23 protein-coding genes and 1 tRNA gene are annotated in these 24,233 nt (G+C 44.8%); 8 read left to right on the top strand and 16 right to left on the bottom strand.

Going from position 1 to position 24,233, the window contains the following annotated elements; translation table 11 throughout:
- The first annotated feature begins 76 nt into the window (after positions 1-76).
- Together ASG34_RS03395 and ASG34_RS03390 are read left to right on the top strand one after the other, a co-directional pair.
- The gene (locus ASG34_RS03395; protein WP_055826426.1) at positions 77-979 is read left to right on the top strand and encodes a LysR family transcriptional regulator; all 903 of its coding nucleotides are present in this window, start codon (positions 77-79) and stop codon (positions 977-979) included.
- A 351-nt stretch (positions 980-1,330) separates the two neighbouring features.
- On the top strand, positions 1,331-2,494 hold the full coding sequence (locus ASG34_RS03390; RefSeq protein WP_157256764.1) for a PEP-CTERM sorting domain-containing protein: 1,164 nt from the start codon (positions 1,331-1,333) through the stop codon (positions 2,492-2,494).
- A 180-nt stretch (positions 2,495-2,674) separates the two neighbouring features.
- On the opposite strand, the gene ASG34_RS03385 is transcribed toward ASG34_RS03390, so the two are convergent.
- From ASG34_RS03385 to ASG34_RS03340, 10 genes are all read right to left on the bottom strand, one after another.
- Positions 2,675-3,109 carry a GlcG/HbpS family heme-binding protein gene (locus tag ASG34_RS03385; protein ID WP_055826420.1) on the bottom strand — a complete coding sequence of 145 codons (435 nt, stop codon included), beginning with the start codon at positions 3,107-3,109 and terminating at the stop codon, positions 2,675-2,677.
- 90 nt (positions 3,110-3,199) lie between these two features.
- Complete coding sequence (locus ASG34_RS03380; RefSeq protein WP_055826418.1) at positions 3,200-3,676, bottom strand: arsenate reductase ArsC; 477 nt, start codon at positions 3,674-3,676, stop codon at positions 3,200-3,202.
- Between the two features lie 16 nt (positions 3,677-3,692).
- Entirely contained in the window at positions 3,693-4,736 is a 1,044-nt protein-coding gene (gene arsB, locus ASG34_RS03375) for an ACR3 family arsenite efflux transporter (protein ID WP_055826415.1), read from the bottom strand.
- On the bottom strand, positions 4,723-5,187 hold the full coding sequence (locus ASG34_RS03370; protein WP_055826413.1) for an ArsI/CadI family heavy metal resistance metalloenzyme: 465 nt from the start codon (positions 5,185-5,187) through the stop codon (positions 4,723-4,725). The genes arsB and ASG34_RS03370 overlap by 14 nt, the downstream gene beginning before the upstream one ends.
- Entirely contained in the window at positions 5,184-5,522 is a 339-nt protein-coding gene (locus tag ASG34_RS03365; protein ID WP_055826411.1) for an ArsR/SmtB family transcription factor, read from the bottom strand. Before ASG34_RS03365 ends, ASG34_RS03370 begins: the two co-directional genes overlap by 4 nt.
- 175 nt (positions 5,523-5,697) lie before the next feature.
- Positions 5,698-6,204, bottom strand: a complete 507-nt coding sequence (locus ASG34_RS03360; RefSeq protein ID WP_055826409.1) for a hypothetical protein — start codon at positions 6,202-6,204, stop codon at positions 5,698-5,700.
- 171 nt (positions 6,205-6,375) lie between these two features.
- Positions 6,376-6,666, bottom strand: a complete 291-nt coding sequence (locus ASG34_RS03355; RefSeq protein WP_055826407.1) for a hypothetical protein — start codon at positions 6,664-6,666, stop codon at positions 6,376-6,378.
- A 93-nt stretch (positions 6,667-6,759) separates the two neighbouring features.
- Positions 6,760-9,009 carry an ATP-dependent DNA helicase gene (locus tag ASG34_RS03350; RefSeq protein ID WP_055827340.1) on the bottom strand — a complete coding sequence of 750 codons (2,250 nt, stop codon included), beginning with the start codon at positions 9,007-9,009 and terminating at the stop codon, positions 6,760-6,762.
- A 95-nt stretch (positions 9,010-9,104) separates the two neighbouring features.
- Positions 9,105-9,389: a hypothetical protein gene (locus ASG34_RS03345; RefSeq protein ID WP_055826404.1), complete on the bottom strand. Its 285-nt coding sequence runs from the start codon at positions 9,387-9,389 to the stop codon at positions 9,105-9,107.
- Positions 9,390-10,642: 1,253 nt separating this feature from the next.
- Positions 10,643-10,990, bottom strand: a complete 348-nt coding sequence (locus tag ASG34_RS03340) for a YkvA family protein (protein ID WP_055826402.1) — start codon at positions 10,988-10,990, stop codon at positions 10,643-10,645.
- A gap of 156 nt (positions 10,991-11,146) precedes the next feature.
- Between ASG34_RS03340 and ASG34_RS03335 the strand changes: the two genes are divergently transcribed.
- The 3 genes from ASG34_RS03335 to ASG34_RS03325 are packed head-to-tail and all read left to right on the top strand — an operon-like array spanning position 11,147 to position 13,345.
- Positions 11,147-12,070 carry an HNH endonuclease gene (locus tag ASG34_RS03335; RefSeq protein WP_055826400.1) on the top strand — a complete coding sequence of 308 codons (924 nt, stop codon included), beginning with the start codon at positions 11,147-11,149 and terminating at the stop codon, positions 12,068-12,070.
- A 13-nt stretch (positions 12,071-12,083) separates the two neighbouring features.
- Positions 12,084-13,016: a hypothetical protein gene (locus ASG34_RS03330; RefSeq protein WP_055826398.1), complete on the top strand. Its 933-nt coding sequence runs from the start codon at positions 12,084-12,086 to the stop codon at positions 13,014-13,016.
- 26 nt (positions 13,017-13,042) lie between these two features.
- Positions 13,043-13,345 (top strand): hypothetical protein, encoded by a 303-nt coding sequence (locus tag ASG34_RS03325; protein ID WP_055826396.1) that lies wholly within the window; start codon positions 13,043-13,045, stop codon positions 13,343-13,345.
- A 507-nt stretch (positions 13,346-13,852) separates the two neighbouring features.
- Here the strand turns inward: ASG34_RS03325 and ASG34_RS03320 are convergent.
- Positions 13,853-14,554, bottom strand: coding sequence for an adenylate/guanylate cyclase domain-containing protein (locus ASG34_RS03320; protein ID WP_055826393.1), 702 nt, complete (start codon positions 14,552-14,554; stop codon positions 13,853-13,855).
- 15 nt (positions 14,555-14,569) lie between these two features.
- Positions 14,570-15,058, bottom strand: coding sequence for a Pycsar system effector family protein (locus tag ASG34_RS03315; RefSeq protein ID WP_055826391.1), 489 nt, complete (start codon positions 15,056-15,058; stop codon positions 14,570-14,572).
- 128 nt (positions 15,059-15,186) lie between these two features.
- On the opposite strand from ASG34_RS03315, the gene ASG34_RS03310 reads away from it, so the two are divergent.
- The gene (locus ASG34_RS03310; protein WP_055826390.1) at positions 15,187-16,179 is read left to right on the top strand and encodes a hypothetical protein; all 993 of its coding nucleotides are present in this window, start codon (positions 15,187-15,189) and stop codon (positions 16,177-16,179) included.
- A 35-nt stretch (positions 16,180-16,214) separates the two neighbouring features.
- Here ASG34_RS03310 and ASG34_RS03305 read toward each other — a convergent pair whose 3' ends face one another.
- Entirely contained in the window at positions 16,215-16,601 is a 387-nt protein-coding gene (locus ASG34_RS03305; protein ID WP_156376449.1) for a hypothetical protein, read from the bottom strand.
- 220 nt (positions 16,602-16,821) lie between these two features.
- On the opposite strand from ASG34_RS03305, the gene ASG34_RS03300 reads away from it, so the two are divergent.
- Positions 16,822-17,403: a recombinase family protein gene (locus ASG34_RS03300; protein ID WP_055826385.1), complete on the top strand. Its 582-nt coding sequence runs from the start codon at positions 16,822-16,824 to the stop codon at positions 17,401-17,403.
- A 1,093-nt stretch (positions 17,404-18,496) separates the two neighbouring features.
- Here the strand turns inward: ASG34_RS03300 and ASG34_RS03295 are convergent.
- The 3 genes from ASG34_RS03295 to ychF all read right to left on the bottom strand — a co-directional run bounded on the left by ASG34_RS03295 (position 18,497) and on the right by ychF (position 21,255).
- Positions 18,497-19,921, bottom strand: a complete 1,425-nt coding sequence (locus ASG34_RS03295) for a DUF6538 domain-containing protein (protein ID WP_055826383.1) — start codon at positions 19,919-19,921, stop codon at positions 18,497-18,499.
- A 90-nt stretch (positions 19,922-20,011) separates the two neighbouring features.
- Positions 20,012-20,088: transfer RNA gene (locus ASG34_RS03290), tRNA-Met, on the bottom strand.
- A gap of 81 nt (positions 20,089-20,169) precedes the next feature.
- Positions 20,170-21,255, bottom strand: coding sequence for a redox-regulated ATPase YchF (ychF, locus tag ASG34_RS03285; protein WP_055826381.1), 1,086 nt, complete (start codon positions 21,253-21,255; stop codon positions 20,170-20,172).
- A gap of 214 nt (positions 21,256-21,469) precedes the next feature.
- Between ychF and ASG34_RS03280 the strand changes: the two genes are divergently transcribed.
- Positions 21,470-24,232, top strand: coding sequence for a bifunctional diguanylate cyclase/phosphodiesterase (locus tag ASG34_RS03280; RefSeq protein ID WP_055826379.1), 2,763 nt, complete (start codon positions 21,470-21,472; stop codon positions 24,230-24,232).
- Position 24,233 lies beyond the last annotated feature (1 nt).

The following is a 24,233-nucleotide window of genomic DNA, read 5'->3' as shown; positions in this document are numbered from 1 at the left end:
CATTTAAATTGCCGTCAGAATACGTATAATTAATGATTATTTAAAATTGAATATTTGTATTGGAAGTATAAATATTATGGATATTAAAAGAGCCGACCTCCCTTTATTGATTTCGCTGGATATTCTTCTGGAAGAAAAAAACGTCACCAAGGCGGCGCAGAGACTGAATATCAGCCAGCCAGCGCTCTCTACGCAGTTAGCCAGGCTGCGGGTGCTGTTTGAAGACCCGTTGCTGGTTCCGGCTGAAGTAGGGCGCGGTATGGTGCTCACTGAGCGGGCTTTAAACCTTCAGCATAAATTAAGGGCATCCATTAACGAGCTTAAGTTTGCCGTCAATTTCAAATCCAGCTTTGACCCACTCACCTCGCGCCGCAAATTCACCATTGCAACCAACGATAGTGTATTCACGATTCTGGGCTTGCCAGTCTTAAAAAAGGTTCTTTCCTTTAATAATCCCGGGCTGCAAATTTCATTCGTGTCAGTGTTTGGCGTGAATGTGAAAGAAGACCTAGAGAAAGGCCATATTGACTTATACATAGGCGATATCAACAAAATGCCAGACAGCCTCAAAGTCAGGTACTTAATGAAAGACAGCTTTATCATGGCGCAGAAAAAAAGGCATGCGAGAGGCACCAAAAAACCGACGCTCAATGAATATTGTCAACTCTCGCATGTCATCGTATCTGCAAAAGGTGACTTATCCAGCTCAATTGATCATTTGTTATCCGAGCAGTCGCAAACCAGGAATATCGTGGCGTCTGTGCCCAGTTATAACCAGATTGCTTTGGTGCTCACTAATAGCGATTGCGTCGCCACCTTACCTAAGCAGTTACTTGAGAAGTATCAAGATACGTTGGATTTGATTGAGCTGCCATTCTCAATCCCGCCTTTCGAGCTAGGCATGGCGTGGCATGTAAAGTCTCAAGAGGACGAGGCGATGGTTTGGTTAAGGCAGCAGTTTACACAAGCTAAATTCTAGGAGATCAAAGCTCACGAATCTAATGATCAAACTTTGAAAGTGCAGCAAGTTTGAAAGTGTTGCTCTGGCAGATATTCATTTAATTCGCATTTTTAGTGCATCTTATGCACTGTTAAAATCATGAATAAATTCATACGTTTGTTGACAGTTCTATATGTTTTTCTATTTTTTGTAAGTCCAGCCAAAGCTGCATTCGATGTATGGGATGCGGCAGCACCTTGGGGTTCTTCGCCAACTTATTATGCGGGGTGGAATGTGTTCGACGTGCTGCCCCAAGACAACACGCCCGATGCTCCTGGGAGTGGTACAGGGTCCGTGTTTTTTTATCCTTACAATGGCGGGCCAGTTTTTATGGCTCCCACTCCATATTACGGTAGTGGCAACGTGAGCATGCCGAATCCGGCTGGGAATGTCAGTGGAATTTTAAGCTCAAATATATCGGGTATGGACCCCACTTTGCCGGGTACTTTTGATGTGTATTTGAGACTGGAGACCTACAAGGCGCCGGTACTGACGGATGCCTATTTATTTACCAGCACCGATTCGTATATGGCTACAAGTATCGTTGCCTATTCCGATTCTAATTTCCTGGAGTATGAGTACTATTGGCTGTTTCAGGGAATACCGGCGGACAGCACATATCAATTCAAGGTGCTCAACGTTGGCAATCTTTTTAATCAAACTAACTTCACCCAGGTAGACATCGCAGTGGTTGGTTCAGTCACTCCAGTACCGGAGCCAATGAGTAGCAGCTTGATGCTTGCGGCTATGTTCATGTTATTTTTGAATCGTAAGGCAAGTACTTACCTCAAGAAAATATCAAAAGTTAAATTGTTCAAACATGCGTTGCTAGTCACAGCCGCCACTACAACAGTCAATGCACACGCTGCCATGGATACATGGGATTCCGCCACACCATGGGGTAGTGCGACAACTTCAATGTATGTGGGCTGGAACAACTTCGATCAAGTGCCGGTTGATAGCACGCCAGATGTCGCCGGTAGTGGTGGTGGGTCATTCACATTAAATGTTCCAGGTTCAAATTTTTACGGTGGCGGTAATGTGTATTCGCCGCCTAATAACACGAATGGCAGTTACAGTGTCGTGATGCAAGGTTCTACCGGTGGCTTTTATGATATTTATCTGAGAATTGAAACTGGTCGTGCTACACCCACAACATTTACCGGGGCAACGCTGATTATTGATGATGATGTTGCGTCTTCACTAGGTTTAAGCAATGATTTCCAGACCACGCAGGTTGTGACGTTTTTTGATACCAGCAGTGGGCTGAATGAGTCAGAGTCTTATTGGGTATGGCACAACATTCCTGGCTCTAACTTTTACAATGTGATGCTCGCGCAGGATTCGCAGGCTTCGGGTAGCAATTACTACACGATCTTTTCGCAGGCTGAGATGGCTGCAGTCGCAATCCCAGTGCCAGAACCTGAAAACAAAGCGATGTTGATGGCAGGATTATTATTGATCGGGATGATGTTTGCGCGTCGGAAACAATAATCTATCCAGTAGCGTGATTATCACGCCAAAGGCAGTGAGCAAAAATCCGAAGTTATCTTTGATTTTTGTTAGAGTTTATCGACACTCATGAAGTATTTTGCAAGCAGGACTCAAGGTATTCGCTTGGGTCCTGCTGCTTTTTAAATAGCGCTGTTATTAGTTTTCTGATCTGATCTGAAACTATGTACGCCAAGGATGCTTAGGCACATCACAGACACCAGCCACATTCACACCGGCTTGCGCAACCAAGTGATCGTTTTCAACCGTATCCCCGCTTACACCGATAGCACCAATCAACATGCCTTCTTCATCCACAATCGGTAACCCACCCGGGAAAGTGATCAAGCCATCATTGGAGTGCTCAATGCCGTATAAAGGCGAGCCAGGCACTGAAAGTTTGCCGATTTCGCCAGATGGCATGGCGAAGTAACAGGCGGTTTTCGCTTTTTTGATGGCAATATCGATACTGCCGACCCACGCATCATCCATTCTTGTGAAGCTTTTCAGGTTGCCGCCAGAATCCAGTACGGCGATACACATCTTGACGCCGATCTCTTTGGATTTTTCAACTGCTTTATCTATGATTTCTTGTGCGACTTCAAAGCTTACGTGCATTTGTTTTCCTTATTTTTATGAATGGAACAAATACGACTACCGCAGCCCATTTAAATTCATTGAAAGTTTGTTTGAAACCCAAATTAGCCGCTAGGAGATGCTTTCGCCTATGCGCTGCAATTCTTTTTGCAGTGTATTTTTATCTGCCAGCAACGCGGCATCCAGGGTTAAGAGTGCCTCTATGCGTTTGCGCAGCGTGGAGTAAGCTTTGAAGAATGAGGCTTCTATTTCAGCTTCGCTTCCCGTTGTTTTTGCAGGGTCATCAACGCCCCAATGTGCCCTTAATACATTCCCTAAATAAGCCGGGCAGGTTTCTCCGGCAGCATTGCTACACACTGTGATCACAATGTCTGGCGTTGCTGGCAGGTTATCCCACGACTTGCTGTAATAGCCTTCTGTGGCGATGCCTTCACGCTTAAGCAATGCCAGGGAACGCGGATGTACTTCGCCTGTAGGCTGGCTGCCGGCGCTCATGGCTTGCATGCCTGCCGGGGCTAGTGCGTTAAACGTGGCTTCTGCCAGGATGGAGCGGCAGGAGTTGCCGGTGCATAGAAACAGGATATTCATAGACTGCTTTCAAACATTATTGAGTCTCGTACCAGGTACGGCTACGGTTGACGATGGAAACGACGGATAGCATGACAGGGACTTCTACCAGCACGCCGACGACAGTGGCCAGCGCTGCCCCTGAGTGAAAGCCAAACAGTGCGATAGCTGTTGCCACAGCCAGCTCAAAGAAGTTGGAAGCACCGATGAGTGCAGATGGCGCAGCAACACAGTGGGCGACCTTGAGTTTTTTGTTCAGCCAGTAAGCCAGCATGGAATTGAAGTACACCTGAATGATGATAGGCACGGCAAGCAAGGCGATGATAAGTGGTTGTTCCAGGATCTGCTGGCCTTGGAAGCCAAATAGTAAAACAAGCGTTGCCAGTAAGGCGGACAGGGAAACAGGCTGGATGCGCTTAAGTAACTTTTCAAGTGCGCCTTGCCCTTTTGCCAGCATGACCTTACGCAGAGCCTGGCTGATCAAGACAGGCACAATGATAAAGACAACCACGGACATAAAGAGCGTGTCCCATGGCACAGCGATGCTGGAAAGGCCAAGCAAAAGCGCTACCAGGGGGGCAAAGGCAAACAGCATAATAGTGTCATTGAGTGCGACCTGCGACAGCGTGAACCTGGGCTCACCATTGCAAAGCTGGCTCCAGACGAACACCATGGCCGTGCAGGGGGCAGCAGCTAACAGAATCAAGCCAGCGATGTAGCTGTCGAGCTGGTCTGCCGGTAGCAGGTCTGCGAACAGATGCCTTATAAAGACCCACGCAAGTAAGGCCATCGAGAACGGCTTGACTACCCAGTTAATGAACAAGGTTACGCCTATGCCCTTGCTGTGCGCGAGGACTTCTTTCATGGTGCTGAAGTCGATTTTTAGCAACATGGGGATAATCATCAGCCAGATCAGTACGGCCACTGGCAGGTTTACTTCGGCAACCTTTAAGCCACCTATGGCCTGGAAGAAGGCGGGAAAGGCGTGGCCTAATGCTATCCCGACCACTATGCAGCCCAGTACCCACCAGGTCAGGTTACGTTCAAAGCTAGAGATTGCAGTTGGGTTAGCAGCAGCCATGATGTTCTTTTGACTTTCTCGGGGTGATTTGTATGGCTTGCGTTACTGGCGTACAGCATGCACTTTCGGTTTCTGCATTGTTAAACGTGGGCGCGCTTTCCAGCGTGCGGTAACTTTCCCAGGCAATGCCTGAGGGATCTTGCACCCAATGCTTGTCTGATCTGGCGTAACAGCAGGTGGTCCCCTCCTGGGTAAGGAGTGACATCTCGGCTTGTTCCAGTCGTGTCCTGATATCCTCCAGCTCTTCTTCTGTTTCAACCTGGATGCCGATATGGTCCAGGCCCGCTTTGGCACCGCGCGAGCTAATGGCGAAATTCACGTGTGGGCTTTCCAGCATCCATTTGGCATAGTCAGGTTTCTCAACCGTCGGGGAGGTTCCAAAAAGTGCCGAGTAGAACCTGACGCTTTGCGGGATATTGTCGACAGCGACATGCAGGTGCATACGTTTCATGGATTGTTTTCCGTTTCGGGGTGGCAATTGAGGTCAGGGCAACACACAGCCTGGCCTGCGCAGCAGTTCTGGGTGAGGTAAGCGAGCAGGGTGTTCATGGCTTCATAGTTGGCTGTGTAATAAATAAACCGGCTGACCTGCCGTGAGCTGGTTAATCCGGCATGGGTCAGTTCTTTCAGGTGGAAAGACAAGGTGCTCGCAGGAATCTTGAGCTGTTCACCAATTGAGCCCGCCGGCAGGCCTTCGGCACCTGCCTGAACCAGTAACCGGAATATCTCCAGCCTGGCCTCTTGGGCAATGGCTGAGAGTTGCGTAACTGCTGTTGTCGTTTCCATAGATTCTATATTTCCATAAATATGGAAATAATGCAAGCACTGGCAGATTGTTAAGTAAGGTGATTGCTTCAAAGACTGTGATGCGCTTCAATGAGCGATAAATCATTCTCTAAAAGGGCGTGATAAAAAACCACCCGGAGGTGGTTTTTCATGGCAGTGCTATTTAATCCGGCTTTTAAACGCGATTGAGTTCTGGATTACCCCAGTCGCTTTGAAAACGGCGTGTGTCTTCATCATTTTTTGAATTAACACCAATCAGGATGCCACCCTCTTTAACATCAGTTTCGTATTGTTTCAGGGTATCTTCCGGAATACCCCAGCCAATCAGTGCACCAACCAGGCCGGCGGTCACCCCGCCAGCACCAGCACCTGCAATACCTGCGGCCAATGGACCGGCAATGACCAGACCCAAGCCAGGTACCACAATGGCTGTACCAACAGCGGCGATAGCAGCTGCAATCGCACCTGCCGTTGCACCAAGTGCACCGCCGATAGCCGCGCCTTCAGCCGCTTTGCTGCCCACTTCAGTTTCTAGTGTGGCATTTTTACCGTAGTAGCGCTCACGCGTTTCCTCGGACATGATGACGCTGATGTCATTCGCGCCGTAACCCGCTTCAGTAGCAGAAAGATATGCACGCTCTGCACTTTCCTGATCTTTAAATAAACCGGTAACTGTAGTCATAGTTGTTCTCCAAAATGTTTTTTATTAGAGCGACCAGTGTAGGTATTGGAATGTGATGTGACGAGTGTGATTATTCTGATTCGAATGTAGGAAGGCGCCTCAACGAATTAGCATCCAGCAAGTATTGCCATATGTTTTAATTCAATGACTGACGCCGTCAGCGCCAGGAAGTCAGATCACCTTTGCAACCGCTAATAGCCTTTCGCGATCAGCGTCTGGTAGCTGGTTGGGTGTACAAGCGTATACAGCGACGTCTAACAGCTGTTCCAGTTGATGTTGAATTTTGCCAATATCTTCTGGCATAAACTCATAGGTACGGTCGACCACGATTTCTAGAAATGTTTCATCAAGATCATAGCCATGTAAATCGTTGAAAAGTATTCGAGGATATAACGCGTGATTTTTCTCAACGATCTGGATAATTTCTAAGCGTTTTGATTTTATTTTGGCCGAAAGCTTCATTCTCAGAGGTTAGTCAATTACTTGTTTAACCTTATATGATTTTATGCGCTTCAATATGTTCATTTTTTTGAAGCTCTAGATTGAATGCAGACGTTAATGATCTGGGGATGGCCACCACTTAGGCAGCAGTTTTTTAATTTTGGATTGGTTGTAGCGGTCGTCCATTAAATGAATCACGCCACTATCATTGGTGGTGCGGATCACTCTGCCGGCTGCCTGGACGACTTTTTGCAATCCCGGATAGAGGTAGGTGTATTCATAACCCAAGCCAAATATCTTTTCCATTCTCAAGCGCATTTGCTCATTCACATCATTGAGTTGTGGCAAGCCTAAGGTGGCAATAAAGGCGCCGATTAACCTGTCACCCGTTAAGTCAATCGCTTCACCGAATGAGCCGCCCAATACCGCAAACGCGATGCCTTCTGAAGTGAGGGTGAAGTCATTTATAAATTGCTGTTTATCCATTTCCGACATTACCCTCAATTGCGCGCGCGTTGGAATGTGAGGATATAAGCTATTGAACAAGGATTGCACATCGTTCAGGTAATCAAAACTGCTCAAAAACAATATGTAATTGCCCGGTCTCTCGATGAACTGCTTTGCCACCAGATGCACAATCGGTTCATGGGATGAATGCCGCTCTTTAAACCTGGTTGAAATATGTCTGGCTACCTTCACTTTCAATTGACTGGCATCAAAAGGAGATTCCACATCCAGAAAACTGGTATTTTCAGGAAGGCCCAGCATGTCATTAAAAAATGAGGAGGGGCTTAATGTGGCTGAAAATAAAGTGTTTGAATTGGCTGCCTGGAAGCGGGGGGTTAAATGTTTTGCCGGAATCACATTGCGGATGCATAACGTGGCGTCTTGCTGAAACAGGCCGACACTGGTTTCGGTTTTAGTGATGTCGAATAGGGAGTGATCCCCAAATGATTCAGCCAGCGTGGAAAACTGCAAGGCATCAAAATAGAAATTGAGCACTTTGGCATCATTGAAAGTGGGGTACTCCGCAAGATAATCAGTGATTTTTGAGATCACGCGTTGTAATGCATCTTCAAACTCTTCAGGGATATAGGGATACACTTCATAACGCACCGTCTGCCTACGGTTCAATACCGCCCAGCTGACATTCAGTTTTTCCAGTACACCTTTTAATGACTTTGGCACATGCGCCAGCATTTCGTTGAAAGCGCCATAATTCAATTCTGCACTATACATTTTGCGTGAGCGCTCGATCATGTTGTGCGCTTCGTCAACCAGCACACTGACTTTCCATTCATTGAGCACAGTGCCCGCATACAGCAAAGCGTGCAGATCAAAATAGTAGTTGTAATCACCCACCACCACATCGCTCCAGTTAGCCAGATCCTGAGACAGGTAGTACGGGCAAATCTGGTGTTTAAGCGCAACCTTTCGGATGGTGCTTTTATCCATCATATTTAGTTTAAGCGCCTCATTTCTGGCGTTGGGCAAACGGTCATAAAAACCATTGGCTAATGGGCATGACTCGCCATGACAGGATTTGTCCGGATGCTCACACGACTTCTCGCGGGAGGTTAATTCCAGTGTTCTGATAGGCAAGCCTGGATTGGTCTTTTGTACCGTTCTGATGGCATTCAATCCCAGCTCACGGCCGGATGATTTGGCAGTCAGGAAAAAGACCTTGTCCAGTTTGGCTTCTGGCATGGCTTTTAATAGGGGAAAGATAGTGCCCAGTGTTTTCCCTATGCCTGTGGTGGCCTGAATCAACTGGTGCCGTTGTTTCATGGCTGATTTATAGACCGACTCTGCCAGCACTCTTTGACCAGTCCTGAATTCAGGATACGGGAAATTGAGTCTGGATAATTCACTATCCCTGCTGGCTCTGTGTGCCAGTTCCTGCTCCGCCCAAACCAGCAATTTGCGACACAATGACTCAAAGAATGCTTGCAAGTTAGCTGCCGAATATTCTTCAACCAGCAGCGTTTCCTCTTTGGAAGTCACGTTGTAATACACCAGGGCCACGTTGATGGAGGGGAGCTCTTTCTCCAGACACATCAGATGCGCATACACCTTGGCCTGCGCCCAGTGCAGCAACCTGTGGTTCTCAGGCATGCGGTCCAGATGCCCTTTGTAGGTTTTCACTTCTTCCAGCTGGTTGAGCTCCGGGTCAAAGCCATCCGCCCTGCCACGCACAAAGATATTCTGGTATTCACCGGTGAGGGTAATTTCAGTCTGGTAATAATGCTCGCGACGGTAGGCCACGGCCACATGACCCAGCATGCCTTCTATCGCAGTAGGGGCGGGCGTGAAGCGTTGATCCAGGCTACCGGTTTTGGCAGTCAGTTCACACAGCGTGCGCACAGAAATCACATACTTAAAGATGGCTTTAAGATCTTCTGAGATTGCTAAATTTGCGACTAACTTAATGGCTGGCCTACTTTGGGGAATTTAGAACTTTAATTATCAAGCACGAGAGGCAGGTCCATTTCAATTCTTGCCAGTCTCTGCGCCATTTTGATCGTGGACTCGTCGAAAAGGCTGATGTCAGTATCCGCGAGTGATATTTGCCTGTATTTTTCCAACGCACTTTCAAAAGGTGACTCTTTGATGAAGGCAATCAGTTCAGAGTACCTATCCCTTTGTCTGGTGTCTTTCGGATGGTTGTGTTCGCTGTAGATATTTTCCAGATGCATGGAAAAACAGGCAATAAACTCTAATTCAAAACTGTTGTTGATTTCCATGCGAATGTTGACTTTGAAATATATTTAGATGGATTCAATCCCACTATTCTAAAGCTTTTTAGGTCTAGTGAAGCTTTAAGATTGCAGCAGAATTCATTGAGTTTTAGCATCAAAATAAATATCTGGTTAAGTAAATGACACAAATAAAAACGGCTCCCATTTCTGGAAGCCGTTTTTGTATCTGGTGGTGAAAGAGGGACTTGAACCCTCGACCCCAGGATTAAATTAACCTGTTGATTTATATAGACCTAAATTCAGCCTGGTGGTGTGAATTGATAAAATGTGTACCACCTAAAAGCATAACCGAAGTAGCCACGTTGGACAAACTTGTACCTGAAATACATGCAATATCGTCTTTACCGTATTTACCGACTTTAACGAACAGCAATGTGGCTATGCTTCTTGTCAGCAAGGTTGAATTGCTGCGGTTTAGAGTCTCTCGGTAAGAAGCCTGGGTTAGTTAAACCGCAAAAGAAAAAGCAACTGTGATGCATCTAGGACGCTCTACAAGACCGCCAATTGAGTCGGTGTATGTGTCAATACCCTTGATGAATTAATAAAGTGTCTCTCAGATCGTCCTGTGTACGTAAACTCAATGGGGTGCAAATAACTTCACAGACACCATCGTGTACTGGTGGGTTGCACCTAATTGCAATGTGACATTTCAGTCAAAATAGTGACATTTCCTATGACATTTATTTAGTAATGTGTGACATTTTGAGCTTTGACGAGCTTGAAATAGTGACATTTGGGATAATTTGACTAAGCAACCACTACCATGCAGAGCGCATTCTAGAGCGAAATGTCACCGAACTGTCGCACAAGTGTCACTCTAAAACAGCCTTATTTGAATTCTTGATGATTATTGACCCTATTAACACCGTCGCAATGCTTCGGATATGTTGTCACGCGGTGGGAAAGAAAAAGTCTTATAGGGAAATATAAGTGCTGAACGGTATGGTGATTAATTTTTTTTGGAGTTTTTGAAAATGACCTTATACATCCAAAGTTAATTAGTTTCTAAATAGGTAACTCTTTAAAAATATCAGTTCCCGGAGATGCCCTAGCGACCTGCAAACGAAATATTTTTGTATTTCTTTGCAGGTCGAGAATGGTTAGCTTGTAGGTCATTCGTAGTAATGAGCTTCTTATTTGAAACTATCTATTTAGACATTACTGCTAGCTTTATGGCTTTACCCGTCTACCTACGTGGCAGGTCAGTTGAGGAACATGTGCAATAACAAGTATACGGGTTACTCACCAAACCAATCTTTCAATTTCTGCGAGGCTAGTGCTTTAACCTCGTCATCTACATACATGCTTACGGTGCCTAATGCTGCAGCGAGAACACCAAGGTCATCGGCGTAGCCAACGACAGGTACGACGTCAGGAATAGCATCAACTGGGAAGATGAAATAACCAAGTGCGCCGTAGATTACAGTTTTCGCCCATGAGGGTGTAAGTGGGCTTTGAGCAGCGTAATATAGCCAGAGAGCTTTTTGAATTACTTCTATGCCGGCAGTTTTTGCGAACGTAATTACTTTGTCCCAGAAGTCGCTGTCTGAATAGTTTTCTTCAAAGGCATGTTTTTCTTCTGACATACTAAATCCCCTTATCGTAAAAAATAGATCTAAAAATTATGTAAATACTTACATAATTCTAACTCAGAATCAGGCATAAGGTTCTTTGATATAGATCTTATTCCCAGGTGTTATGCTTACTCAATAATTCAATAAGAATAACAAAGAAGGAAATGTATGAAATATTGGTGGGTGAATCAAAAGCAAACCTATAAGCAAGAAGTCTATGAAGGCTTCATGTGGTCGCCTAAGCGCAATAGAAACGGCTCATCTAGTAACTCATACGACAACATGACAAAAATAGAGCCGGGGGATGTTGTTTATTCATATTACAACGGTTCAATTAACGCTATAGGTATAGCGTTATCACGAGCCGTATCTGAGTCTAAACCAGAGTTTGGAGCAGCGGGGGCAAGCTGGAGTGATGACGGGTGGCTTGTTAAAGTCGATTTTAGTTTAATTGAACTGCCGTTGACTCCATCAAAGCATATGGACTCTTTAAGGGAGTTGCTGCCATCAATGCACTCACCAATAAAGTCGAATGGTAAAGGTAATCAAGTCTACTTATGTCAAATTCCTGAGCCAATGGCAGAGGAGTTAAATCGACTTTTAGATGGTCAGGTTGATGTTGTAAAGACTGAGGCTGATGAAACCAGTTTAAGTGATCAGGACATTAGTGAAGAAAGAAAAATTTCCGCTCGCAAAGACATTGGAGAAACTCACAAGCTGCAATTGATTAAGGCAAGGCGTGGACAAGGGCTGTTTCGTAAGAATGTTGCCGATGTGGAATCAGCTTGCCGGGTAACAGGAGTGAATGTTAAGTCTCATTTAATTGCCAGCCATATCAAACCATGGAGAAGCTCAACTGATGACGAGAAGCTTGACGGTAACAATGGGCTTTTGCTTTCCCCGCATATTGATCATCTCTTTGATCGTGGATATATCAGCTTTACAGATGATGGAGCAATGTTAGTCTCAAGTAATCTTTCTAGCGACATACTAAAAACTTGGGCTATAGACCCCACTGATGGTTGTGGGGGGCTAAACAAGGAGCAAAGTGGGTTTATGAAATTTCACCGGGATAATATATTTAAAAAATGACTGGGTTTGAGGCATGTGGCGTATAGTTAAAAAGCTTGAGTTTGTAATTGGATTGTTATTTGAATTTGCGATGAAGCGCCTATTGCGCCCCAGCAATGTTTATAGCTTACTTGCTATTTCATCGTTGTCTTTTTGTGCAGGGGCGTGGATCACACCTTGGTGGCAACCAGTTTTAGAAAAGTTATCATCAAATTTTACAAACCCTCCCTCTGAAATTCCGCTGTCACCATTATTAGCTGGCGGTATTTTTCTAATACTTACATTTATCTTTGCGTATTTGGCTAAAAAAAGTGTAACTAATCAACGAGAATCAATTGTAGATACGGTAAGTTTGACGGGTCCTGTAACTGCAGGAAATTCTAGAGTTTATTGTTATTGCGGCTCACTTCTAGGAGTTTTGAATATTGATGTGATAGTAGCTTCTGAAAATAAAGATTTTGATATAGCTAGTCTCAGCAGCACATCAGTATCGGGTAGAGTAAGGCGTCTTGCGGCATCATTTGATGCAAGTGGAGGGCTAATTGAGGATTCTTTGGGGGATTATATAAATAAAAAAAAGAAAGATTTGCCATACTCAGGGCCATACAGATTGGGGCAGTGTTTCGTATCTCCCCCCTTTGCTGCTTACAGCCGGGGCGTAAAAGCTATTGTTCATGCAGTTGCCATTGAGAAGCGAGGGTCAGGGGTTGTTCTCATTGAAGAGGCTGCAAACCGAGAAATAATCGAATTTGCCATAAATTACTGCAATACAAATCATCTTAATTCAATTTTTATACCAGTCTTTGGATTGGGTAGCGGGCAGCTTCAGGCCGATGAATCTATCAGACAAACTTTGAGTCCACTAATCTCAATCCTGAAAAGCTCCAGTGCTGCCGTTGATGTATACATAGGCACTTATCGAAATTCCGACGCAGCATTAGTCTCCGCCTTTTTACTGAGGAATTAACTTTAAATTTGAGTAAAGGATATTTCATGCAAATGTTAGCAATAAACTTAATATCTACTACTAAAGAATCCTCAGCTGTTCCTCTGCTAAGAAGATTTTCCAATAATGCAAACGTTCTTCCAGAGCTTCTGCTTGAGGCTTTGATTGAAAATGCATCTGATGAAGACTGGAACCAAGCCATTCAGGTGTCCACAATGCGCTATGAAAGATTTAAGGCGGATAGTCAATTGAAGTTAAAGAGAAGAATGATTGCACAAGAGCCAGTTAACTTTAGCTCGGATCAATGGTGTCAATTAGAGCAGGAGTATCTCAGGAAAACCGCCATTTAAAGCGCTACAAGACCGCCAATTTAGTATAAGCGCTTTCTGGGCAGGTTTATTGAATTAATGCGTTTGAGAGCGTGCTGTGCATGTCCTATCAATAGATCATTCTCAGCTGTTTAGCTATTTTCTGCGCTGGTGGATTTAACAAATTTGGTCAAATACTGTGACACTTGCTGTGACATTTTGCCAACAATGCCCTTGAATAAATTAAATACTGAGCAAAATTGTGACATTTCGAGCCTGAAGTGATTTTAAGAACTTTTCTTGTAGCATTAGGGACTTAGCTCAAAAAATGTCACTGAACTGTCATGGAGATGTCACCATAAAACAGCGATTTTAAAAATATGTCCGGTAATTGACCCTAGTTAAGGGTAGATTGGTTTGCAATATAGCAAGCTGGATGGGTATTTAAAAAGAAAAAGTCTAAATAGGTACTATAAGTGTTGGAGGGTATGGTGATTAAATTTTCCGAGAATTTTTGAAATTGTACTTATACATCCGGAATTACAAAGGCTACACTTCAGTCCAGGCGCAATCCGAGCTATAAATTCTTTGATTGTTCATTGCGAACCAAATTGAAGCTTGCCATGCAAGTTCACCAGTTGTGGTGAATTTTTCAAAATCATTGAGTCTGTTATAAACATCTTCAGTGATCCAAATTTTTTGCGCAGGCATTGATGTCAATTTAGCAGCATAATTTGCTGCTCTACCGATCCAAACAATATCTGAATCTCCACGAACACCTGTACGAGCTGCATGAAGTTGACTTGTATCAATGCCAATGACGTGTTTTACAATGAAATCACTAGTGGAATATTGTTTCGTCAGAGCAGGGTTGATAATGCATTCAACTGCATAGCTTATTTTGAAAGCTGCTCTTACTGCGTGAGTGTTCTTACCATTGCCAGTAAATACTGCCATGATGCGATCTCCATCATAAGCCGTGATTATTCCAGTTTCACTTCGGATGATTAACGCTGCGCAACGTAAGTAGTTTTTATAAACTTCAGCACTAAAATACCAAGGCATGCTATCAACCATGGAGGTAGAGCCATCAAGGTCAGCATATAGTACTGTTGCAGTTTCTAGGTCTTTTGCATGGTTCGCGCCAAGTTTTAAATCAGCTGGCTCAGGAATGCTGGTTGTTTGCTGGACTTCCCAAAGATCAGAAAAGGTAGCGCTAACAAGAGCTTTAAGATCATCCTGTAGACTCATAATTATCTCAAACCATTAAATTAATAATAGAATTGCTACCGACCAAGGAATCGCGCTACCAAAAGTCCACTCCATACTTGATCGAATCCATGCATGTTTTAAGTTGGCAATCTCAGCATTTCGATGTATCTGAGAGGTGAGATCTTGCAGGAAATCCGCATCGTTAAGTTTTTCAAATGCAGCATTGAAGCTGGCAACAGGAACTTTAACAATTCGGCCAAAGTAAATATTTGAGCGTATAGGACCTGAGATTCTGGGGATTGCAGCAGCGGCAGCACAAGAAACAGCAGAGATTAGACTGCCACAAGCCAAAGCAACGAAGAAATAGGCAGCGTTTGAGCGATTGACTATATCAGCTGTACTATAAGTAGCCGCTAGCCCACCAAACATTGCAATTTGAATGCTTAAAACAATTCCAGTTTTAACATCGGCTGCAGCTACCCAACTCAACATTCGCTCCAATAGCCATTTGGCATCGTCAATTTTATTTCGAATATTTGACATATTGAATAAATGCTTAAATCAGTTGAGGTTAGTTTATCTAGAAATATGCAAAGATTGTAAATTATGTAGGAATTCCTGTATGTTTAACAAAGTTGCAAATCAAGGATAAATTTTATAAAGGAAGCTGGATGGCCAAGAAAACTGTAATTAATCGATTAAAGTCAAATGCCAAATCGGTTGTTGAGGAATTGTTACCAGCTTTTGAAAAGCTTGAGGGGGAGTTTCCTGACGCTGTTGAGGGCTTGTCTTTTGAAGATGCCAAGAAAACTGCAAACCATATTGGAGCGGTTTTAAAGCAGTTGCTTGAGAATGATAGCTGGGATGAATTTTCTTGGACAACTCTTAACTCTGTTGACTCAATGATAGTCAATTTGATCAACTCATATGCGGCTTTCAAAGTCAATAAAAATCCTAATGATTTTATCAATTTCATTTCTCATCTAGACTCGGTTGATTACCACTTAAGAATATACCATATGGTGTCTTCGGCTTTTGGTAGTCTGACTTTTGAGCGAAATACTCGAACAATAAGCGCCGAACTAGATGATGTAGGGACGGCGAAATCTGAATATAATCAACTTAGCAAAGAGGTTAAAGCTTTGATTGCTCCTGCTGTTGCAGGTTCTTTATCGCAAGCATTCACTTCTCGCAAAACAACTCTACTTTATGGTCGAATAGTTTGGGGTTTGATTGCATTAGTTGCGGGTAGTTACTCTATTACCGCTACATATTCATTCACTGCCGAGATCGGCGCAGCGATATTAACACCAAATAAATATCCTGTTACCTCTCAAGTTTTATGGGCGACGATTGCGATTCGCTCAATAGTACTATTTCCATTGTATGCAGCATTTGGTTTTTCTTTTTCGCAATATAGAAAAGAACGAGACTTTGAAGAAGAGTATGCGCATAAAGCAGCAGTGGCTACATCACTTCCAAACTATGGGGACCTAACACGTGAGCCTGCTGTTCGGGATCAAATCGTAACAGGCGCAACGAATGTTATTTTCACTGCGCCAACTACTCATAATAATGACAATAATCGATCGGACGTGGTGATCGGCTCTGTCAAAGAACTGTTCGATTCAGTAGCAAAGCTAGTTCCAAAGAAGGGGGAGTAGCAATATACTTTTTGATTCAATACCCTTGCTGTGAATTAATCAGAACTCTTTCTGGTATTAAATTCTATTTTAGATAAATAAAATACGACCTGACCTAAAATAACAAATAGTGTCCCTTGTAAAATGCATGCTACAGCACCAATTACAGTCGCGCTATAGCCAAACAAACCTATTCTATTGTCGCCAGTGATCAGAAACAGCACCAATATAAAACCACTGAATAATGTAAGTATTGCGAATGTATTCATAACTGTTGATGTAATAGGTGTCTGATATTTCTTTTTATCTAGAGGGCTATCAAAACCTTTGATGAACCAAATGTTTTCAATCTCAACTGCTTTTAACTCTCCGGCATGGATTTTCTGCATCACATCCGAAATTTGTAATCCGTTTAGGTCCGCGTATTCAAGTGCTGAAATCATCTTTTCTCCCAAGAGGTTATAAAACTCAGTTTTGTAAATTGTAGGATTTGCACTCAACTCCTACAATAGCTCAGTTAATCTGTCAGTTTGGAGTGTACTTAAACCTGACGTCAGTAGATTGTGAGATTTGTGTAAGTTTAGGATTGGTTCACCATTTACTTGACACCTATCAGGCATCATCCTAGAGTCTATGCTGACACATTCGCATAGGGAAAGAAGGATGACAGGTAGTAAAGGTCAGCTAGTTGGATACATTCGTGTTTCGACAATAGATCAAAAGACAGCCAGGCAAGAGGATCAGTTAGCAGGGTTAAATCTGGATATGCTTTTCACCGATCATGCCAGTGGTAAGAGTGTTGATCGGCCACAACTTCAAGCAGCTCTGAAACATCTTCGTAATGGCGATACATTCATTGTTCATTCAATGGATCGACTTGCACGAAACTTAGATGATCTCCGGAGGATTGTCGGTGATCTAACTGCTAGGGGCGTGGCGGTACAGTTTATTAAGGAAAGCATGACATTCACTGGCGAAGATTCGCCCATGTCTAAATTGATGTTGTCGGTAATGGGTGCCTTTGCGGAGTTTGAACGCTCGCTAATTAAAGAGCGTCAGCGCGAAGGTATTGCTATTGCCAAGGCTAACGGTGTTTATACCGGCCGTAAGAGGTCATTGAGTGATGATGACATGGCTGAGCTGGTGGCTAAAGATAAAGCCAATAACCACAAAAACAGAGCTGCATTAGCACGTGAATATGGAATAGCCAGGGAAACTCTCTATCAATACTTAAGAGCTGCTTAGTATGATAGTTTAAATGTCTGGTGCGAATAAATTGCAAGCCGTTTTGCTTTGCTACAATATCAAATTTCAGAGCCATCCTCTTCATATGGCTCGCATTCCCAAGAGCTATCAATTGATTCTCTGCTTGCAAACCATCCACATGGAAGGCTGCTTAAGATACCAATGGTGCTATCCCGTGTGTACATACACCCTAAGCAGACCAACTTACACTCGTCATCATCCGCAATATCTCCATTGAAAAATTGCCAGTCTCCGTCTGAGGAGTGAAACACACGTAAGATCGGCAAGTTTTCCTTTAAAAGCCGATCAGTCGTGAAGCCAGCAGCTGTCGTTGGAACTTTAAATGGCCACGTACCGGGTAGGAATGAATGGGAATGGCTTTCGACTTCGCGCATAGGCATGAACTGTGAAATAGACTTACAGCATTCTAATAGTAATTAACTGAAAATACAGATGCAATCTCATTCATAAGTAATATCCGTACACTCTTCTTTTGTTTCATAAGTCACGTTTAAACGCGATATTTTATAGGTAGATATGGGGTAGGGTGGGTGATTGTAAGTGGCGGTTCTACAAGTGGGCTATTGTGCAATTAAAGGCATCTTGGAAGCCGCTTTCAGGTAGTTTTGCCAAATCAATTTTCCAGGCTAAGTTTATTTTGCTTACAGCGTAAAAGATAAGTCATCGCTGACTATAATGTACCTAGAAGCCCTCTGTGCGTGCTAGCGGCATCCAAACGTTCTGGCACAGTTGTATAAGTTGACCATGTAGTAGCAGCCACAATTGTAGCTATATGTCAGCGAAGTCAAGAAGGATTCTGGCTGAAACTTATCGGTGGAGTTGCCTCAACTAAATTGAGGTCCTAGTAGCCGTGCCAGTGAGATTGTAACTATCGTCGGACCTGTAAGTGGTTACAAATCAATAAAAGTACAGGAATTGCAGGAGGGACCCATACTGAAGAAATTTGGTAATTGTGTTCAGGATAAAACTGACCTCTTTAATTTTAAAGGGGTTAGGGGGAGTTTCGTCTCCCCACCTGAAGATTATTATTAATACATATATAAATACTATTAATAGTATTTATATATGGGTGTTACTTATGATTTATTACTGACTCCAAAATATCTTCGAGCGGCCCTAGGCCTTTCTCGATACCTTCTTTGTAAAGCAAAGCGTAGTTGTTCTTAATTTTCCCATACCGTTCCTGTTCACCAATACCGGCATTGCGACCAGCGAGTGCTTCGCTAATCTCACCAGCCACGCCGGCATCCTGCATTAGTCTGGCGAATGTATGCCGCATAGAATGGAAGTATGTTTTCTTGCCTTTCACAACCCGGTTATCTTCGGCAAGCTTAGTCAGTTCCCTGCCTGCCCATTTAGTTACGTAATGGCTCCATTTGTGAATGCCATCAGCTTCAACGACCCTAGCCGCCCAGCGCAGTTCAAATGGACGGTTTGCACCCTTTGCAGACTGCGACTTAAGGTAGTCAATAAAACCGTGTTTAATTAATGTTCGGTGAATAGGCACCTTTCTCCAACTTGTCATCTTTTTAAGTGATTTCTTCTGGCTGCCATCTGCGTCAGGAGATTCATTAAAGTTGAAATACCAAATGTCCTGAGCTTGATCATGAAACAAGTCACTTTTGATGTTCACCTGGCATAACTCTTCTATTCGGCAACCTAAAAAGGCAACAGCAATTGTTACCCACCACTTGTGTGGTTGCTGACGACTATATCTGTACGCATTCGTAAATATGATATGCATATCATCATCACTAAATTCCTCTCTATCTTCATGTTGCGGCGTAAGCCGAGTAGGGATCAATGTAGATGACGTTAAAGTTCCGAGACCTTCACGAATGCGGTGCCAGTTGACGAATGACAATACAACTTGAATGTAAAGCCCTTGGGTCGTGATATTTTCGATTCTGGCCTTCACGTGGTCTGAATACTGAACAATGCCGATTTGTGTGATGCTTAAAGGGCTTGAGTTTTCACCAAAGAACTGCCTGGCGTCTTCGAGTTTGCTCTTGTAGTTTGCTATCGTGTTTGGCTTCAGCTCTGATTTTGAAAAGTACAACTCAATATAGTCCTGAAAGCATTTTGAGGGGGCTATAGTCGCGCCTATCGGTTGGTCGAGTGGTTTGCTATGTTGTTTATTGTTAGAGGCGTTTAGCGCGGCTGTAACCACAGCCGTTATCGACTCAGTGTCCTGAGGTTGGGCATCTGTAACTTTGAGAATTGGTTGTTGATGCTCATCGTAATGCAGCTCAAAGCCCCATGAGATTTCAATTAAGTCTTCTTCGTTATTCTTTTTCATACTTCGGATATGTTCAAAAATTCTGTCTACCTGGCTAGCAAGGCCACGCGCCAGGATAATAGCCTGCTTCTTACTGGCAGTGTTAAGTGATTTTTTCAGTATGGTGTTAGGGAAGTGATGTTGCAGGTCGAACGGTATGCGGCGCCGGAAGTAATAAATTGACCTGTGACGTGATTGCGTCAAGAAGTTGGCTGACATGATGTGTACCACCCTTGTGTACCACCATAGTCGGAATTAAGGCAAAAAATAAGCCATTGATCTATTAAATCAATGGCTTATTTAGTATTTTGGTGGTGAAAGAGGGACTTGAACCCTCGACCCCAGGATTATGAATCCTGTGCTCTAACCAGCTGAGCTACATCACCATTTGAAAGACCGCGATTATAGCAGTTGTGTCTAGGGACGACAACAATCGTTTATAGTGTTTTCGCAGTCTTTTAAGTCAGTTAAACATTGAAGCGGAAGTGCATGACATCGCCGTCCTGCACGATGTATTCCTTGCCTTCCAGACGCATTTTGCCTGCTTCCTGCGAGCCTTTCTCACCTTTGTATTGCACGTAGTCATTGTAGGCAATCACTTCGGCGCGGATAAAGCCGCGTTCGAAGTCGGTGTGGATGACGCCAGCAGCTTGCGGTGCGGTGGCACCTTTTTTCACAGTCCAGGCGCGGACTTCCTGTACGCCGGCGGTGAAGTAGGTTTGCAGGCCTAGCAAATCGTATGCTGCGCGGATGACGCGGTTGAGGCCTGGTTCATCCTGGCCTAGCTCTTCCAGGAACAGCAGTTTGTCTTCTTCGTCCAGTTCGGAGATTTCACCTTCGATTTTGGCGCAGATAGTCACGACGGGTGCTTTCTCGGTTTTTGCCAGGGCTAGTACTTTGTCCAGGTGTGGATTGTTTTCAAACCCACCTTCAATCACGTTGGTGATGTACATCACTGGTTTTACGGTGATCAGGCACAGCGGTTTCAGCAATGCGAGTTCATCAGAATCCAGGTTCAGTGTGCGTACGGCTTTGGCTTCGTTCAGGCACGGTAATACTTTGTCTAATACTTTTATAAGTGCGATGGCGTCTTTGTCGCCACTTTTGGCTTTTTTGCCTTCGCGCTGCATGGTTTTTTCTACGGTTTCCATATCCGCCAGTGCCAGCTCGGTATTGATCACTTCAATATCGGCCAGCGGATCGATTTTGCCAGCTACGTGAATCACGTTGCCATCTTCAAAACAGCGTACGACGTGGGCAATGGCATCAGTCTCGCGGATGTTGGCGAGGAATTTGTTACCCAGGCCTTCACCTTTGGAAGCGCCGGCAACCAGGCCGGCAATATCTACGAATTCCACAATGGCAGGCTGGACTTTTTGCGGCTTGACCAGGTCAATCAGCGGTTGCAGGCGGTTATCCGGTACTTCAACAATGCCAACGTTAGGCTCGATGGTACAGAAGGGGTAGTTTTCTGCGGCGATGCCGGCTTTAGTAATTGCATTAAACAGGGTGGATTTGCCTACGTTTGGCAGGCCGACAATACCGCATTTCATAATGGAATGGCTTTCAGTGTGTGCTGCCGCGCAAGATTTTTGCGGTTGGCATTGAATAAAAGTGATATTTTACCGTTAGTAAAGAAATACAACAAAAGTATCTTGCAATGACTTGCTTTTATACAGGCAGGCGGGCAGGATGATGACAATATACATTGCATGACAGCGGGGGCATAATCATCCTGTCATGCATCTTCCTGGATAAGGATGAGAAATGTTTCTTTTCGAAATGGCGCCGTTGCGACAACTCCTAATGTCGCGCTGGATTGCCGGGGTGATATTTTCGGGAGCGGTGCTGACTACACTCTTGCTGTGGGTCAGCGAGCGTCACCATGCGGAAGCATTGCAGGAAATACAATTCAGGCAATCCGTCGTCAATGCCGCGGAAGATATTCAGCACAGGATAGAGGTCTACCGCCAGATATTAAAGGGGGTTGAACAGCTTTATATTTCTTCAGAGCATGTTTCTGCCGATGAATTCAAACTCTATGTGAATGACTTTATCGAGCGCCCCGGTGATGCCAGCCTGAGCGCGATCGGATTTATCAAATACATCAACCTGCAACACCCTGATACTTTTAAAGACCTGGAAATGCCTATCCAGAAACTGTTGCAGGAGCGTGGCAATACATTCAAGGGCGACGAGTTCGCGCCTATCATCTATGTGGAGCCTCGAAACGATACCAACCGTGAAGTATTATTCAAGAATGCTTTTGGTCATGCAGCGATAAGGGCTGATTTGCTAACGTCTGGGGATGGTGGGCAGCTGGTAATGGCTACCCATTCGATGATAGATGATATTTTGCCGCTGCAAAAACATTATGTGTTACATGCGCCGGTGTATCGCGGCAAGCTGACGGATATTCCTGTGCATGACCGCAGGCGCATGTTAAATGGCTGGGTATTTTTGCGTTTCGATGTGGCGGTTTTCTTAAGTGAAGCGCTGCACCAGACAGAGCAGCGGCATGTGCATTTTGATGTGTTTGACCAGGTCAAAGGCAAGGGACAGACGCCGTTGTACCACAGCAATGACGAATCGCAACTGCACGCACTGAAGGCGATTTACGGCATGTCGCATGTGCTGGGCATCAATGGGCAGGAGTGGAGTTTGCGGGCCCGCTCCACGCCTGCATTTGAAGCGACAATTGATTATGGCCAGGCAAACCGTATCGGTATTCTGGGGATTTTCCTCAGTATGTTGCTGGGCGGCATTGCCTACTTCGCAGTGATGCGCAGCCAGACTCAGCAGGCACTGGAGAAATTTAACCAGGAATTTAATACCAGCGAGCAGCGCTGGATGCTGGCACTGGAAAGTACCGGCGATGGTTTGTGGGATTGGTATGTACCGGAATCCCGCATTGTATATTCTGACCGCTGGAAAGGCATGCTGGGGTTTTTACCGCATGAGTTTGATCACCAGCCTGGCAGCTGGCATAGGCGTATTCATGAAGATGATTACCCGGCGGCGATGGCCATGCTGCAACAGGTGCTGGATGGCGAGCGTGACCACTACGCGATGGAATATCGCATGGCATGCAAGGATGGTAGCTGGAAGTGGGTGTATGACCGCGGCATGGTGTTCAAACGCGATGACGAGGGCAAGTCATTGCGGGTACTTGGCACGTTGGCAGATATCAGCAAAATCAAGCAGTCTGAAGAGGCGATCTGGCAATACGCGAATGTGGACACGTTGACCGGCTTGCCTAACCGGCGCATGTTCTTTGAACGCCTGGATCAGCAATTGCGACTGGTTAAGAACAATAACCATAAAGTGGCGATTATCTTTCTAGACCTAGACCGCTTTAAAGAGGTGAATGATTCGCAAGGCCACGATCAGGGCGACCTGTTACTGAAACATGCTGGGCAACGCCTGACACAATGTATTGATGAAAACGGCCTGGTGGCGCGGTTGGGCGGTGACGAATTTGTATTGATGCTCACCGATGCGCATGCAGCTTATGTGGAGAATATTGCACAGAAGGTGATTGATAGCCTGTCTACACCATTCAAGCTGGAAAACAGCCATGCGTATGTTGCCGCCAGCCTGGGGATTGCGATTTTCCCGGATGATGCCAGCAATAAAGATGACCTGATGAAACGGGTGGATCAGGCCATGTATGCATCCAAGCAGAAGGGTGGTAACTGCTTCACCTACTTTACGCCCCGCATGCAGGAGCATGCTGAAAACCGCATGCTGTTGTCGCATGACCTGCATATGGCGATAAAGGGCCAGCAGTTTTTCCTCGAATACCAGCCGGTGGTCAATCTGCAAACCAACGCCGTGTTAAAAGCAGAAGCACTGATACGCTGGCAGCATCCGGTTAAAGGCATTATCCCGCCGATGGAGTTTATCAGTATTGCAGAAGATACCTTGCTGATTGTGCCGATTGGCGACTGGGTATTTAAAACCGCAATCCAGCAATGCTGCACATGGCGGCAGAGTTTACATGCTGATTTTCAGGTGGCGATTAATAAATCGCCTGTGCAGTTTGCATCCGAGTATAAAAAACAGCATGACTGGCTAAAAGAGATTTTAAGCGGCAATACCGAACGCAACATGGTAGTAGTGGAAATCACTGAGCGCTTGTTAATGGATGCCAATTCGCAGGTGAGTGAACGCCTGGCGTTATACCAGCAGGCGGGCGTGCAGGTGGCGCTGGATGATTTTGGTACAGGCTATTCGTCATTGTCTTACCTGAAAAAATTCCCGATTAATTACGTCAAAATAGACCGTTCGTTTGTACGCGAACTGGAGACTTCCAGTGAAGATGAAGCTTTGTGCCGTGCCATTATCATGATGGCTCACAGCCTGGGCATGCAGGTGATTGCAGAAGGTATTGAAAGTCTGCGCCAGCTGGAAATATTACGCGATATGGGTTGTGATCACGGCCAAGGCTTTTATTTCTCGCAACCACTGCGGCCAGATGATTTTGTCAATTGGGTCCACCAGTGGCAGCAGCATACCGTGTCGCAGTAGG

Source organism: Methylophilus sp. Leaf416, assembly GCF_001424665.1.
Lineage (GTDB): Bacteria > Pseudomonadota > Gammaproteobacteria > Burkholderiales > Methylophilaceae > Methylophilus.
This window is presented reverse-complemented; position numbering and strand designations above follow the sequence as displayed.

What these genes read in the sequence shown, in the direction of transcription:
- ASG34_RS03395 (WP_055826426.1), top strand. Translation starts at nt 77, where the DNA reads ATGGATATTAAAAGAGCCGACCTCCCTTTATTGATTTCGCTGGATATT.
- ASG34_RS03390 (WP_157256764.1), top strand. Translation starts at nt 1,331, where the DNA reads ATGGCTCCCACTCCATATTACGGTAGTGGCAACGTGAGCATGCCGAAT.
- ASG34_RS03385 (WP_055826420.1), bottom strand. Translation starts at nt 3,109, where the DNA reads ATGCACGTAAGCTTTGAAGTCGCACAAGAAATCATAGATAAAGCAGTT.
- ASG34_RS03380 (WP_055826418.1), bottom strand. Translation starts at nt 3,676, where the DNA reads ATGAATATCCTGTTTCTATGCACCGGCAACTCCTGCCGCTCCATCCTG.
- arsB (WP_055826415.1), bottom strand. Translation starts at nt 4,736, where the DNA reads ATGGCTGCTGCTAACCCAACTGCAATCTCTAGCTTTGAACGTAACCTG.
- ASG34_RS03370 (WP_055826413.1), bottom strand. Translation starts at nt 5,187, where the DNA reads ATGAAACGTATGCACCTGCATGTCGCTGTCGACAATATCCCGCAAAGC.
- ASG34_RS03365 (WP_055826411.1), bottom strand. Translation starts at nt 5,522, where the DNA reads ATGGAAACGACAACAGCAGTTACGCAACTCTCAGCCATTGCCCAAGAG.
- ASG34_RS03360 (WP_055826409.1), bottom strand. Translation starts at nt 6,204, where the DNA reads ATGACTACAGTTACCGGTTTATTTAAAGATCAGGAAAGTGCAGAGCGT.
- ASG34_RS03355 (WP_055826407.1), bottom strand. Translation starts at nt 6,666, where the DNA reads ATGAAGCTTTCGGCCAAAATAAAATCAAAACGCTTAGAAATTATCCAG.
- ASG34_RS03345 (WP_055826404.1), bottom strand. Translation starts at nt 9,389, where the DNA reads ATGGAAATCAACAACAGTTTTGAATTAGAGTTTATTGCCTGTTTTTCC.
- ASG34_RS03340 (WP_055826402.1), bottom strand. Translation starts at nt 10,990, where the DNA reads ATGTCAGAAGAAAAACATGCCTTTGAAGAAAACTATTCAGACAGCGAC.
- ASG34_RS03335 (WP_055826400.1), top strand. Translation starts at nt 11,147, where the DNA reads ATGAAATATTGGTGGGTGAATCAAAAGCAAACCTATAAGCAAGAAGTC.
- ASG34_RS03330 (WP_055826398.1), top strand. Translation starts at nt 12,084, where the DNA reads ATGTGGCGTATAGTTAAAAAGCTTGAGTTTGTAATTGGATTGTTATTT.
- ASG34_RS03325 (WP_055826396.1), top strand. Translation starts at nt 13,043, where the DNA reads ATGCAAATGTTAGCAATAAACTTAATATCTACTACTAAAGAATCCTCA.
- ASG34_RS03320 (WP_055826393.1), bottom strand. Translation starts at nt 14,554, where the DNA reads ATGAGTCTACAGGATGATCTTAAAGCTCTTGTTAGCGCTACCTTTTCT.
- ASG34_RS03315 (WP_055826391.1), bottom strand. Translation starts at nt 15,058, where the DNA reads ATGTCAAATATTCGAAATAAAATTGACGATGCCAAATGGCTATTGGAG.
- ASG34_RS03310 (WP_055826390.1), top strand. Translation starts at nt 15,187, where the DNA reads ATGGCCAAGAAAACTGTAATTAATCGATTAAAGTCAAATGCCAAATCG.
- ASG34_RS03305 (WP_156376449.1), bottom strand. Translation starts at nt 16,601, where the DNA reads ATGATTTCAGCACTTGAATACGCGGACCTAAACGGATTACAAATTTCG.
- ASG34_RS03300 (WP_055826385.1), top strand. Translation starts at nt 16,822, where the DNA reads ATGACAGGTAGTAAAGGTCAGCTAGTTGGATACATTCGTGTTTCGACA.
- ASG34_RS03295 (WP_055826383.1), bottom strand. Translation starts at nt 19,921, where the DNA reads ATGTCAGCCAACTTCTTGACGCAATCACGTCACAGGTCAATTTATTAC.
- ychF (WP_055826381.1), bottom strand. Translation starts at nt 21,255, where the DNA reads ATGAAATGCGGTATTGTCGGCCTGCCAAACGTAGGCAAATCCACCCTG.
- ASG34_RS03280 (WP_055826379.1), top strand. Translation starts at nt 21,470, where the DNA reads ATGTTTCTTTTCGAAATGGCGCCGTTGCGACAACTCCTAATGTCGCGC.